The sequence below is a fragment of the Rahnella sp. AN3-3W3 genome (assembly GCF_003263545.1).
Lineage (GTDB): Bacteria > Pseudomonadota > Gammaproteobacteria > Enterobacterales > Enterobacteriaceae > Rahnella > Rahnella variigena.
Genome location: NZ_JYDG01000043.1, coordinates 74054 through 86166 on the forward strand (window position 1 = coordinate 74054; position 12113 = coordinate 86166).

Below are 12113 nucleotides of genomic sequence, written 5' to 3' on the forward strand. Positions count from 1 at the left end.
AGAATGTGATGCAGTGACAACGTTGCTACACTCCAATTCTTTTACGACTGACGGAAAGGACAACTATGTTTGATATCGCCAAACGCACCGCTCTCGGGGCTGTAATTTTAATGCTGATGCCCGCAGCGGTATGGATAAGCGGCTGGCTCTGGGTGCCGGGAGGAAATCCGGCCGTGTTGCGCCCGTTGTACTGGGTCACTGAAACCGTGAGTCAGCGTGGGGAATCATCACCACAGTGATCCTTTGTGGTTGGTTTTTGTGGTGTCTGCGTTTTCGGCTTAAACCCGCCATCGGACTGGGCCTGATTATCATCGCCTCTCTGCTGGTCGGGCAGTATGCGAAAGATTACATCAAGGGGGAAGTCCGTGAGCCGAGGCCCTATGTGGCGTGGCTGGGCACTGACCATCATATGGACGTTGAGGATTTTTACGCCCAGAAAAGGAAAGTGCGCAGCGCTCAGGTGAAAGAAGTGTTGGGTGATAACGTGCAAATCCCGCACTGGCTGAACAAAAGCTGGCAGAACGATACCGGATACGCATTTCCTTCCGGTCATACCATGTTTGCGGCTACCTGGGCTTTGTTAGGTATCGGGCTGTTATGGCGCCGTAAGCACTACAACACGGTCACGGTGCTGATGGTGTGGGCAGTGGTGGTTATGGGCAGCCGCCTGATGCTGGGTATGCACTGGCCGCGTGACCTGCTGGCATCCGTGGGGATCAGCTGGATACTGGTGACGGTGGCCTGCTGGCTGACCGAACGTTACGTCGGCCCGCTGACGCCACCGCCGGCAGAAAATCAGGAAATTCGTGAGCGCGAATGACCGGAAAAAACAGATAAGTGTTTGTCACCAAAAGGGGCGCTCGCCGCGCCCCTTTAATTCCCCGTACTGAATCCCCATATACTTCTTATTGGCCTGATGGCAGTGATATGCGCAACTTCGGATATAGTCTTCAAAATTGGTCGAAGTTGATACAGACTGCATTTAAAGCCGCTGCAATATTTCCCAGCTTTGTTCGGAAATGCTAACTTATTAGGTCGGGACGAGAGTTTTTGGCATAATTCATCCGGAACATCCGGCATTACAGGAACGAATGTGAAATATCTGCTGATTTTTTTATTTTTGCTGGTCATCGTTGTGATTTCTATCACTCTGGGTGCCCATAACGATCAGACTGTGACCTTTAACTATTTGCTGGCGCAGGGTGACTATCGGGTTTCCACACTACTTGCCGTGCTGTTTGCCACCGGTTTTATCCTCGGCTGGGTCATTTGCGGGTTGTTCTATCTTCGCGTCCGTCTGTCACTGGGGCGCGCGCAACGTAAAATCAAACGTCTTGAACAACAAATTGAGCCCGCGGCTGTCGTTACGCCGCCAGCAGCATCTTATGATGTCAGCAAGGAATAATCCTCTATGTTAGAACTGCTGTTTCTGTTGTTGCCCGTTGCGGCCGCCTATGGCTGGTACATGGGGCGCAGAAGTTCTCAGCAGGATAAACAGGAAAATGCTAACCGCCTGTCGCGTGAATACGTAGCGGGGGTTAACTTCCTGCTTTCCAATCAGCAGGACAAAGCGGTCGACCTGTTCCTTGAGATGTTAAAAGAGGACAGCAGTACAGTCGAAGCGCACCTGACTCTGGGTAACCTGTTCCGCTCCCGTGGCGAAGTGGATCGCGCAATCCGCATCCACCAGTCACTGATGGAAAGCGCCTCACTGACCTTCGAACAACGCCTGCTTGCCGTCCAGCAACTGGGACGTGACTACATGGCTGCCGGTTTTTATGACCGCGCCGAAGACATGTTCAATCAGCTGGTTAAAGAGCAGGATTTCCAGCTGTTTGCGCTTGAGCAACTGTTGATCATCCATCAGGCAACCAGCGACTGGCAAAATGCCATCGACGTGGCTGAGCGACTGGTCAAACTGGGTAAAGAAAATCGCCGTAAAGAAATCGCGCATTTCTGGTGCGAACTGGCCTTACAGGCGATCGTTGCCGATGATTTTGACAAAGCGATGGGGCTGCTGAAAAAAGCGGCTGCTGCGGATAAGCTCTGCGCCCGCGTCTCTATCATGCAAGGGCGAATTTTGCTGGCGCAGGGTGAATACCGCAAAGCGACAGAAGCCCTGCAGCGCGTGCTGGAGCAGGATAAAGAGCTGGTCAGTGAAGCGTTGCCGATGCTCCAGGAATGCTATCAGCACCTGAAAGATACTCTCGGTTGGGCCGAGTTCCTCAAACGTTGTGTGGATGAAAATACCGGTGCGGCTGCGGAGCTGATGCTGGCGGAAATCATTCATAATGAGGAAGGGCGTGAGACGGCGCAGAACTACATTAACCGTCAGCTGCAACGCCATCCGACGATGCGCGTGTTCCATCACCTGATGGATTACCATCTTGCGGATGCAGAAGAGGGACGTGCGAAGGAAAGTCTGGTCTTACTGCGCGACATGGTAGGCGAGCAAATCCGTACCAAACCGCGTTACCGTTGCCACAAATGCGGCTTCACCGCGCATTCATTGTACTGGCATTGCCCGTCATGCCGGGGCTGGGCCACGATCAAGCCTATAAGAGGACTGGACGGACAGTGATCTTTTGACTCGCTGTCCCTCCGGCTGTCTCGTTCTGATTCTCAGTGTTACTTCTTCTTGGTGCTCGTCTTACGTGTGCTCAGTAAGGTACGCAATTTCTTGATTTCTTTGGCGGTCAAGGCAGGTTCGCTTTCTTCCGCCAGATGCTGGTTATCAATCTCGTGTTCGGTCGCTTTGGCGGCCTTTTTGCTTTTTGGTGCAGCAGGATTAAAACTTTGCTCCAGACGTGCTGCCACTTCTGCGCTTAATGAATGTTCTGCGTCAGCGGCGGCGTTTTTGATCAGTTCTTTTAATTCAACCGGGATTTTGACGGTCAGGGTTGTTATCTCACTCATTTTTCAGCCTTTCCTTAGAGTAAAAGTAACAAGCTATGCCAGCCTTGTTGCATCGTCTAGTGATTCACAAAAATTTAATAAATCTGTCACATTATGTGTAGCTGTGAATTCAGCGTCTTGCCATGTAAAATGCGGGCGGCAAAAAAATTATTTCCCCTTTCTGATTTGAATTCACACAAGAGGCTGACGATATGAAGTCTGAAAATAACATTAACAACAACGACTTAAATACATCACCTATTGTTGTCGCACTTGACTATGCCGACAAAGCCTCTGCGCTGGCGTTTGCCGATAAGATTGACCCCCGCGATTGCCGCCTGAAAGTGGGCAAAGAGATGTTCACGCATTTTGGTCCGCAGATGGTCAAAGATTTGCAAAGCCGCGGTTTTGACGTTTTTCTGGATTTGAAATTCCACGACATTCCTAACACTACCGCACGTGCCGTTGCCGCTGCGGCGGATCTGGGCGTGTGGATGGTGAATGTTCACGCCAGCGGCGGTGCGCGCATGATGACCGCAGCCAGAGAAGCACTGGCACCCTTTGGTAAAGATGCACCGCTGCTGATTGCAGTGACCGTGCTGACCAGCATGGAAGGCAGTGACCTGGCGGATTTGGGCATTACACTTTCACCAGCGGATTACGCCGAGCGTCTGGCGCGTCTGACCCGCGATTGTGGCCTGGACGGCGTGGTGTGTTCTGCTCAGGAAGCGACGCGCTTTAAATCTGCGCTGGGGCAGGCATTCCAGCTGGTGACACCGGGAATTCGTCCGGCGGGCAGTAAAGCTGACGACCAGCGTCGCGTCATGACCCCGCAGGAAGCGCTGGCAGCCGGTGTGGATTACATGGTGATTGGCCGTCCGATTACGCAGTCCGCCGATCCGGCGCAGACCCTGCGTGATATCCGCGCATCACTGCGTTAAGAGGGAGTCGTATGAGCAATGACAACAACAGCCGTCTGGTCTATTCAACCGACAGCGGCAGGATTGATGAACCGAAGGCCGTCGTCGCGCGCCCGAAAGGTGACGGTATTGTGCGTATTCAGCGCCAGACCAGCGGTCGTAAAGGCAAAGGCGTGTGTCTGATCACCGGCGTTGATCTTGATGATGCAGCACTGGAAAAACTCGCGGCAGAACTGAAAAAGAAATGTGGATGCGGCGGGGCGGTGAAAGAGGGCGTGATTGAGATCCAGGGCGATAAACGTGACCTGCTGAAACAGTTGCTGGAAGCGAAAGGAATGAAAGTGAAGCTGGCTGGCGGCTGATGTACTTAAGCTAATGTACTTGAGCTTATGTAAAGAAGGCTGATGTAAAGAAGGCTGATATAAACAAGATGCTGCGCCGGTCGACAGCGCAGCGTCTTTCTGTTTTTTGATTCTGTTTTTATTTGCTGACCTGATGACCCACAATACCACCGACTGCTGCGCCACCTAATGTACCTAAAGTACTGCCATCAGTCAGAACCGCACCACCCAGTGCACCGGCACCGGCACCAATTGCCGTGTTACGGTCACGTTTAGACCAGTTACCGCAGGCGGTAACAGACATCGCAAGAGTCAGAACCAGTGCAATACTGGCAACGCGTTTATTTACGAGCATCATAGTTATCTTCCTCAAAGGATTAACGTTCAGCATCATTTATAAGTATAGGTAAGTTGCAGCGTTATCACCGAAATTCACCTTGTGATCCTTCACACTACTAATAAATTTTTTGGCTGTTCCGAACCTTTATTTATATTTCGTATCATCCGGACGCACTTTTGCATCCGTTGAATTAAAATAGTGAAACCACCATTCATTCACTAGGTGAATAATCTTAATTCACCAGCGCAAAGCGTCACCGGAGCACAAAAGACTAAAGCCGGTGACATTTCATCCCTCATCTCGCCCGGCTGGCACTTTTGTGTTTGCAGCAGATCTGTACGCACTCTTTAGCGATTTGCCCCATACCTGCACACCTCCGCACCCCAGACAATAAAGCATCGCAATATGAGGGAACCAAGATGCTGAAACAACTTAAAGAGCAGGTATTAGAGGCCAACCTGGCACTTCCGCGCCATAATCTGGTGACCTTTACCTGGGGAAATGTCAGCGCTGTTGACCGTGCGCTCGGGCTGGTCGTGATTAAACCATCGGGCGTGGAATACGACCACATGGGCGCGGACGACATGGTGGTGGTGGAACTGGAAACCGGCAAAATCGTAGAAGGCAGCAAAAAGCCGTCTTCGGATACCGATACCCATCGGGTGCTGTACCTCAATTTTCCGCAAGCGGGCGGTATTGTTCATACGCATTCGCGCCACGCGACCATCTGGTCGCAGGCCGGTCTGGACATTCCTGCCTGGGGCACCACTCATGCGGATTATTTCTACGGCAATATTCCCTGCACTCGCCGGATGACGGAAGAGGAGATTGCAGGGCGTTACGAATGGGAAACCGGTGAAGTGATCGTCAAAACCTTTGCGGAAAGAAACCTGTCACCGGCGGATATCCCGGCGGTTCTGGTGCATTCACACGGACCGTTTACCTGGGGAACCGACGCAGATAACGCCGTACATAACGCCGTCGTACTGGAAGAAATCGCGTATATGGGGATTTTTTCGCGTCAGTTATCGCCGCAGCTGCCGGATATGCAGCCGCAACTTTTAGATAAGCACTATCTTCGCAAGCATGGAAAAAACGCTTATTACGGGCAGTAAACTACGGGCAGTAAACCTTTTGATGCCAAAGGTCAGCCTACAAGGCTGACCTGAATGCCAGCCGCAGAAAGCAGTTGCTGATACTCGGGTGACAATTTATCGTCAGTGATCACCCTGCTGAATGCGCTGACAGGGCCGAGCGGATTGAGATTGATCTGGCCGAATTTAGAGGAATCGGTCAGGACGATATTTTCCGCCCCTTTCTCCACCACCGCATTGACTACATCGGCGCGCAGCATGTCGCGACCGGTAAAACCCGTCGCCTCTGTGAAGCCGTCAATCCCCATAAACGCCTTGCTGAAATTCATTTGTTGCAGACACAGTCTGGTCAGCGGGCCGACCACGGTCTGACTGGTTTTCTGATACATTCCGCCCAGCAGAACCACGTCACACGGCATACTTTTCAATAATGATGCCACATAACTGCTGACGGTAATCACAGTCAGATTCTTTTTGTCAGCAAGATATTGTGCCAGCAGGGCGATACTGCTGCCGCTTTCGAAAAACACAGTTTCTCCGTCCTGAATCAATGATGCAGCAAATCTTGCCAGTTTCTGTTTCTGTGCAAAATTCGACATCATGCGGGTATCCACGTCATCAGTCTGGATCGCGACCGCAAAACCGTGGGCACGGCGCAGATAATGGCGCTGCTCGAGCTGGGTCAGATCATGGCGGATCGTGACTTCGGAAACCTGACAAATCTGTGATAACTCAGAGACGCTGATACGTTGTTTGTCATTTACCCATTGCAGAATAATTTGTTGTCTGTCGTTCATAATCGCCCGAAAGTAAGGGCGGCCGGAACCGCCCAAAAAAAGAAATATCAGTTGAGAACATTAAAGTGAGTGTTCAGTACGGGCGATAATATCATCCTGAGCCTCCGGCGATAAGGCCGTAAAGAACGCGGAATATCCGGCCACGCGAACCACAAGGTCACGATAGTTCTGCGGCTCTTCACGGGCTTTCAGTAATGTCTCGCGGGAAACAATATTGTACTGAACATGCCAGCCGTGATGTTCCTCGAAGAAAGTCCGCAACATCAGCATTAACGTCTGGCGGTCATTTTCGTTTTCAAGTGATGCCGGATTGAGCTTCTGGTTCAGCAATACACCTCCAAGAATTGCTTCAGTCGGCAATTTGCCCAGCGAGTTAAATACGGCGGTCGGACCGAGATGATCGGTACCCGATGCCGGACTTGCGCCTTCGGCCAGCGGGGTAAAGGCTTTGCGACCATCCGGCGTTGCCGTGGTGGCTGCCCCGAAAGGCACATTGGCGGAAATTGACGATGTGCCCGCATAATACGTGCCGCCAATCGGGCCGCGACCGAAGCGGGTATTGTGATAATTCGACAGTTCGTCGATATAACACTGATAGGCGCGCACCAGCAGATTATCAACGCCGTCATGATCGTTGCCATATTTCTCTGCGCCGTTAATCAGGCGTTGACGAAGACGCTCGCCATCCAGCCCTTCATAATCGGAAGCCAGCGCTTCAGCCAGTTCCTGCTGACCGATAGTTCCCTGTTCGAAGACCAGCTTTTTCACCGCCGCCAGACTGTTACCCAGATTGGCGATACCGACCTGCAAACCGGATACCCAGTCATATTTCGCGCCGCCTTGCTTGATGGTTTTTCCGCGTTCAATGCAGTCGTCGACCAGTGCGGAACATAAAATATCCTGCGCGTTTTCTTCCAGCACCGTATCGACCACGCATTCAATCTCGATTGATTTGCGGGTGTAATAACGGATCTGTTCATCCCACTGCGCAAAAACCTGTTCGAAGTTATCGAAATTACCCTGCGACAAACCGCGTTCCTGAGCAAGGAAACGGGTATGGCTTTTCGCGTCTTTGCCTTGTTCCAGCGCCGCCAGCATGACACGAGCAAAGTTGATGAAACTCATGCCGGTGCAGCGGTATCCCCATTTGCCGCCGACCGCGGTTTCGATACAACCAATGGCTGCATAATCATAAGCATCTTGCTTTTCGACGCCCAGCTTAATGAATTCAGGAATGACGATTTCATCGTTGTTGAACGCAGGCATCCCAAAGCCGCAGCGGATCACCTGTACGCAGGCGTCAAGAAAATCATTACTCATACCGGCGTGATAACGCACGCTGAGGTTTGGCTGGGTAGAACGCAGTTGTCCGCAGGATTCCAGCACCGCGTAAGAGAGTGGATTGACCGCATCCGCCGCCACGCCGTGATGCAAAGTCTGGCCGCCGATGGTGACGTTCTGATAAAGCGGGCTGCCTGCCGACGCTTTTGAGTGTGTGCCGGAGCGAATTTTGTTCACTTCCAGCAGTTTCAGCCAGCAGCTTTGCAGCAGCTCAATCGCCTGACCGCGTTCCAGCGTCTGTTCCAGCTCCACATCACGGCGGTAGAACGGATACAGATACTGATCCATACGCCCGAACGAAACGGAATGTCCGTTGGATTCAATCTGCAGAATCAGCTGAATGAAATAGCATAACTGCAACGCCTGCCAGAAATTCTCGGGTGGCCGGTGGGCAATCACTTCGCAGTTCGCTGCCATGGTCACTAATTCCGCACGGCGGTTTTCGCGGGTTTCAGAAATTGCCATTTCACGCGCCAGCTCAGCGAAGCGAAGAACATGATGGCTCACGGCAGTCAGGGTGATATCAATGGCCTTCAGCAACTGTTCTTTGTGCAGATCTTCCCAGTCTGTCAGCTGAATGCGGCTGCGGCGTTCGTCCACTTTATGACGTAAACCGTCAAGCCCGAGTTCCAGCAGCAGCGGGAAATTCACCGCCAGATGCGCGTCTCCTGACGTCATATTCCCTTCAGCTTTCACGATCCCGCTTTCGAGCAGCGCTTTCTGTTCGTCCGTAAACATCCCGTAGCAACGGTCCTGAACCGTCTGACCACGCCACCACGGGCAGATTTCATGCAGAACTTTTTTGTTGGCTTCGCTGACGGCAAAACCCGCACCCGGCCGGTCCGCCAGCGCATCGATTTCACTTTCGATCCAGCCGACGGTGTATTCCGGGAAAATCGGCGCGGCACGAACTTCACTGGCCTGGTTCCCGACAATCAGTTCATCATGTTTGATCCAGATAGTTCGCTGGCGCAGATGTTCAGCCAGCGCCAGGGCGCGACGCACCGCCAGCGGCTTGTCGGCATGTTGCTGATAAATCTGCGTGTAATGCTGCGCGCGTTCAGTACAGACCGGTGGTTTTACGATGTGGATCAGGGCATCTTTGTGTGAGCGGATCCGGGCGGAAAGGGTATTCAGATTCAGCTGGGTCATTATTCTTATCCTCTTAACTGTGAACATAGCCCTTTTTGTGCGGCGTATTCTTCGGCAAACGTCAGCAGGTCAGGGTCATTTAACGGCTGGCGCGGAGCCAGATAAGGTTGCCCGAGCAGGGCGTATTTATTGATGCCAAGTGTGTGATACGGCAAAAAGTGAATGGCTTCGCAGCCGGTTTCTTCAGCGGCAAAATCCACAATCTGCCGGATGGACGCACGGTCAGCGTTAAAATCGGGAATTAACGGAACGCGCACGATAAGCCGTTGTCCCGCAGCGGCCAGACGGCGAAAATTATCCATCACGCGTTTTACCGAGCCGCCGGTCAGGCGTCTGAAGGGGGCATCCCCGACATGTTTTAAATCGGCCAGCACCAGATCGAGCGCACCGAGTGAGGGTTCAATGTATTTCCACGGCACATGCAGACAGCTTTCCACCGCCGTGTGCAAACCTTCCTGTTTGCAGCGTTGCAGTAACGTTTGTGCTGTTTGCGGCTGCATAAAAGGCTCACCACCGGAAAGCGTGATGCCGCCACCGGTACGCTGATAAAAAGGTTTATCACGTAAAATTTGCTGCATCAGTTCATCGACATCTGCCTCACTTCCGCACACGCTCAGCGCACCGGAAGGGCAGGCTTGTTCTATCTGACATAAATCTGCCGCAGTAAAATTTTCCTGTCGGACGCGGATCCTGCCATCCTCAACACTGACTGCATGTGGGAAGACCTGCGCGCAATAGTCACAGCCAGTGCTGCACAGGCGGGTATCGAACAAAACATCGTGGCTGGCGGAGCGACTTTCCGGGTTCTGGCACCAGGTGCATCCCAGCGAACAGCCTTTAAGAAACACGACCGTGCGGATCCCGGGGCCATCATGTGTGGAATAACGCTGCACATTGAAAATCATCTCGACACTCCTTTGTGTCTTTTTCTTCTTTCGTAATTTACACGCTTTCATTCGAAAGTAATTTTGATGATGATCAACAAATCTTCTGCTTGCAGGCGTACACTCACTGAACTTTGCATTTGCTCACATGTTTAAGGAGAGGGTTATGGAGTTGTATCTCGATACTGCTGATGTGGCTGCGGTCAAACGTCTTTCACGCATATTGCCGTTGCAGGGGGTGACGACAAATCCCAGCATTGTGGCGAAAGAAGGTAAATCGCTGTGGGAAGTGTTACCTGCGTTGCGGGATGCGCTGGGCGGTAATGGCAAATTATTCGCGCAGGTGATGGCGTCTGATGCTGAACAGATGGTAGCGGAAGCGTTGTTACTGACGCAGCGCGTATCTGGTTTAGTGGTAAAAGTCCCCGTAACCCGTGAAGGTCTGGCCGCGATTAAAAAACTGAAAGGGATGAATATCCCGACCCTCGGCACCGCCGTTTATGGGGCGGGTCAGGGGTTATTATCGGCACTGGCAGGGGCTGAATATGTCGCGCCTTACGTCAACCGTCTGGACGCGCAGGGCGGTGATGGTATTGCGGTAGTGAAGGAGTTGCAGACCCTGCTGAATCTTCATGCGCCACATGCAAAAGTGCTGGCGGCCAGTTTCAGAACGCCCCGCCAGGCGATGGATTGTCTGCTGGCCGGTTGTCAGTCAATCACTCTGCCGGTCGATGTTGCTGAGCAACTGCTCGATACACCCGCAGTGCAGGCGGCCGTCGAAAAATTTGATACCGACTGGCGCCAGGCCTTCGGAACAACGTCAATCAGTTGATTTTCATTCCCGCCATACCGAACCCGCACAGGCAACTGCTGCGGGTTTTTTGTTTTCTGACAGGCACCTTCTGAATAATAAAAATCTGAAAATGTGATTGCGCTCCGAAATTAAATATTGACGGAATAAATTAATAAAACTACCGATCTAAAAAATAGAAACATCGTTTCAATTTATGAGGCGAGTCACTTTTATACACCTGATAAATGGATAACGTAGCGGCATTCAGTGGTCCGTTACTCTTAATCAGGTGAAAAAATATGCACATTAAACAAGCGATAGAAAAAATCCCTGGCGGAATGATGTTAGTACCCCTCTTTCTTGGTGCGTTGTGCCATACCTTCGCGCCCGACTCAGGCAAATATTTTGGCTCTTTCACTAACGGACTGATGACCGGCACCGTACCGATTCTGGCAGTGTGGTTCTTCTGCATGGGAGCCTCGATCAAACTGAGCGCAACCGGAACCGTGTTGCGTAAGTCAGGCACGCTGGTGGTCACGAAAATCGCGGTCGCCTGGGTTGTGGCGGCGATAGCATCACGGTTTATGCCGGAGAATGGCGTGGAGTTTGGCTTCTTCGCCGGGCTTTCGGTACTGGCGCTGGTCGCCGCAATGGACATGACCAACGGCGGCCTGTATGCCTCAGTAATGCAGCAATACGGCACCAAAGAAGAGGCGGGGGCTTTCGTCCTGATGTCTCTCGAATCCGGCCCGCTGATGACGATGGTCATCCTGGGCACAGCAGGGATTGCGTCCTTTGAACCTCATGTGTTCGTTGGCGCAGTGTTGCCATTCCTGGTCGGTTTTGGCTTAGGCAATCTGGATCCTGAACTGCGTGAATTCTTCAGCAAAGCGGTACAAACGCTGATCCCGTTCTTCGCCTTCGCCCTCGGTAACACCATCAACCTGAGCGTCATCGCACAAACCGGTCTGTTAGGCATATTGCTGGGCGTGTCAGTCATTGTGATTACCGGTATCCCGCTGATCCTCGCCGACAAATTTATCGGCGGCGGTGATGGCACCGCAGGTATCGCCGCGTCCAGTTCCGCGGGTGCCGCCGTGGCGACGCCGGTACTGATTGCCGAAATGGTGCCGCAGTTCAAACCTATCGCCCCGGCCGCCACTGCGCTGGTCGCTACTTCGGTTATCGTTACCTCGATACTGGTGCCGATCCTGACAGCGATGTGGTCAAGAAGAGTGAAAAACAAAGCAGTGAAAGGCAAAGTGGCAATGGACCCGCCGATGGCAAGTGTCAAATAACTGGGCGTTATGGCCTCTTAGTTATGGACTGTGATAGTTTCGCTTTTTCAACAGACGCTCCGCTTGCTGGCTATGTTCCAGTAAGCATGGTGAGTTTGGAACCTGCGACACCTTCTCAATCAATGGCAGTTTGATTTTTGTTTTGAATTTAAGATCCTGCGGGCGATTCAGAAAACTTGCTGAGTGAGAGGTTGCAGACCAAAGGCTGCAATCCCGAAATGAAGGCACCGCGCAGCGGCAAGATTTCCAGCCTGTCGC

13 protein-coding genes and 1 pseudogene are annotated in these 12113 nt (G+C 52.3%); 8 read left to right on the forward strand and 6 right to left on the reverse strand.

The annotated features are described in order from the left end of the window. Positions 1-65: 65 nt before the first annotated feature. The 3 genes and pseudogenes from pgpB (at position 66) to lapB (ending at position 2581) form a co-directional block, all read left to right on the forward strand. A pseudogene (pgpB, locus tag UC15_RS13100) lies at positions 66-820 on the forward strand (phosphatidylglycerophosphatase B). Between the two features lie 273 nt (positions 821-1093). Further along, the gene (locus UC15_RS13105; protein ID WP_095925116.1) at positions 1094-1405 is read left to right on the forward strand and encodes a LapA family protein; all 312 of its coding nucleotides are present in this window, start codon (positions 1094-1096) and stop codon (positions 1403-1405) included. 6 nt (positions 1406-1411) lie between these two features. Then, entirely contained in the window at positions 1412-2581 is a 1170-nt protein-coding gene (lapB, locus tag UC15_RS13110; RefSeq protein ID WP_112288853.1) for a lipopolysaccharide assembly protein LapB, read from the forward strand. 47 nt (positions 2582-2628) lie between these two features. On the opposite strand, the gene UC15_RS13115 is transcribed toward lapB, so the two are convergent. Next, positions 2629-2916, reverse strand: coding sequence for an Arc family DNA-binding protein (locus UC15_RS13115; RefSeq protein WP_112288854.1), 288 nt, complete (start codon positions 2914-2916; stop codon positions 2629-2631). Between the two features lie 191 nt (positions 2917-3107). On the opposite strand from UC15_RS13115, the gene pyrF reads away from it, so the two are divergent. Both pyrF and yciH read left to right on the forward strand, forming a co-directional pair. Continuing rightward, positions 3108-3836 carry an orotidine-5'-phosphate decarboxylase gene (gene pyrF, locus UC15_RS13120; RefSeq protein WP_112288855.1) on the forward strand — a complete coding sequence of 243 codons (729 nt, stop codon included), beginning with the start codon at positions 3108-3110 and terminating at the stop codon, positions 3834-3836. Between the two features lie 11 nt (positions 3837-3847). Then, positions 3848-4177 (forward strand): stress response translation initiation inhibitor YciH, encoded by a 330-nt coding sequence (gene yciH / locus UC15_RS13125; RefSeq protein WP_112288856.1) that lies wholly within the window; start codon positions 3848-3850, stop codon positions 4175-4177. Between the two features lie 118 nt (positions 4178-4295). Here the strand turns inward: yciH and osmB are convergent, their stop codons facing one another. Further along, entirely contained in the window at positions 4296-4514 is a 219-nt protein-coding gene (osmB, locus tag UC15_RS13130; RefSeq protein ID WP_056780657.1) for an osmotically-inducible lipoprotein OsmB, read from the reverse strand. Positions 4515-4915: 401 nt separating this feature from the next. Here osmB and araD point away from each other — a divergent pair, with 401 nt between their 5' ends. Next, complete coding sequence (araD, locus tag UC15_RS13135; protein ID WP_112288857.1) at positions 4916-5611, forward strand: L-ribulose-5-phosphate 4-epimerase; 696 nt, start codon at positions 4916-4918, stop codon at positions 5609-5611. Between the two features lie 32 nt (positions 5612-5643). On the opposite strand, the gene UC15_RS13140 is transcribed toward araD, so the two are convergent. Genes UC15_RS13140 through UC15_RS13150 form a run of 3 tightly spaced genes read right to left on the reverse strand, consistent with a single transcriptional unit; the run spans position 5644 to position 9785 of the window. Beyond that, a complete protein-coding gene (locus UC15_RS13140; protein WP_112288867.1) occupies positions 5644-6387 on the reverse strand; it encodes a DNA-binding transcriptional regulator YciT in 744 nt (247 codons plus the stop codon). A gap of 60 nt (positions 6388-6447) precedes the next feature. After that, positions 6448-8880 carry a formate C-acetyltransferase/glycerol dehydratase family glycyl radical enzyme gene (locus UC15_RS13145; RefSeq protein ID WP_112288858.1) on the reverse strand — a complete coding sequence of 811 codons (2433 nt, stop codon included), beginning with the start codon at positions 8878-8880 and terminating at the stop codon, positions 6448-6450. Positions 8881-8885: 5 nt separating this feature from the next. Beyond that, entirely contained in the window at positions 8886-9785 is a 900-nt protein-coding gene (locus tag UC15_RS13150; protein WP_112288859.1) for a glycyl-radical enzyme activating protein, read from the reverse strand. A 145-nt stretch (positions 9786-9930) separates the two neighbouring features. Between UC15_RS13150 and fsa the strand changes: the two genes are divergently transcribed. After that, entirely contained in the window at positions 9931-10596 is a 666-nt protein-coding gene (fsa, locus tag UC15_RS13155; protein WP_112288860.1) for a fructose-6-phosphate aldolase, read from the forward strand. Between the two features lie 260 nt (positions 10597-10856). Continuing rightward, positions 10857-11855, forward strand: coding sequence for a 2-keto-3-deoxygluconate transporter (gene kdgT, locus UC15_RS13160; RefSeq protein WP_112288861.1), 999 nt, complete (start codon positions 10857-10859; stop codon positions 11853-11855). A 21-nt stretch (positions 11856-11876) separates the two neighbouring features. On the opposite strand, the gene UC15_RS25965 is transcribed toward kdgT, so the two are convergent. Continuing rightward, the coding region (locus UC15_RS25965; protein ID WP_232829874.1) for a hypothetical protein at positions 11877-12113 on the reverse strand (237 nt) is incomplete at its 5' end.

Coding starts and splice junctions, on each gene's coding strand:
- lapB (WP_112288853.1), top strand. CDS start 1,412: ATGTTAGAACTGCTGTTTCTGTTGTTGCCCGTTGCGGCCGCCTATGGC.
- UC15_RS13115 (WP_112288854.1), bottom strand. CDS start 2,916: ATGAGTGAGATAACAACCCTGACCGTCAAAATCCCGGTTGAATTAAAA.
- pyrF (WP_112288855.1), top strand. CDS start 3,108: ATGAAGTCTGAAAATAACATTAACAACAACGACTTAAATACATCACCT.
- yciH (WP_112288856.1), top strand. CDS start 3,848: ATGAGCAATGACAACAACAGCCGTCTGGTCTATTCAACCGACAGCGGC.
- osmB (WP_056780657.1), bottom strand. CDS start 4,514: ATGATGCTCGTAAATAAACGCGTTGCCAGTATTGCACTGGTTCTGACT.
- araD (WP_112288857.1), top strand. CDS start 4,916: ATGCTGAAACAACTTAAAGAGCAGGTATTAGAGGCCAACCTGGCACTT.
- UC15_RS13140 (WP_112288867.1), bottom strand. CDS start 6,387: ATGAACGACAGACAACAAATTATTCTGCAATGGGTAAATGACAAACAA.
- UC15_RS13145 (WP_112288858.1), bottom strand. CDS start 8,880: ATGACCCAGCTGAATCTGAATACCCTTTCCGCCCGGATCCGCTCACAC.
- UC15_RS13150 (WP_112288859.1), bottom strand. CDS start 9,785: ATGATTTTCAATGTGCAGCGTTATTCCACACATGATGGCCCCGGGATC.
- fsa (WP_112288860.1), top strand. CDS start 9,931: ATGGAGTTGTATCTCGATACTGCTGATGTGGCTGCGGTCAAACGTCTT.
- kdgT (WP_112288861.1), top strand. CDS start 10,857: ATGCACATTAAACAAGCGATAGAAAAAATCCCTGGCGGAATGATGTTA.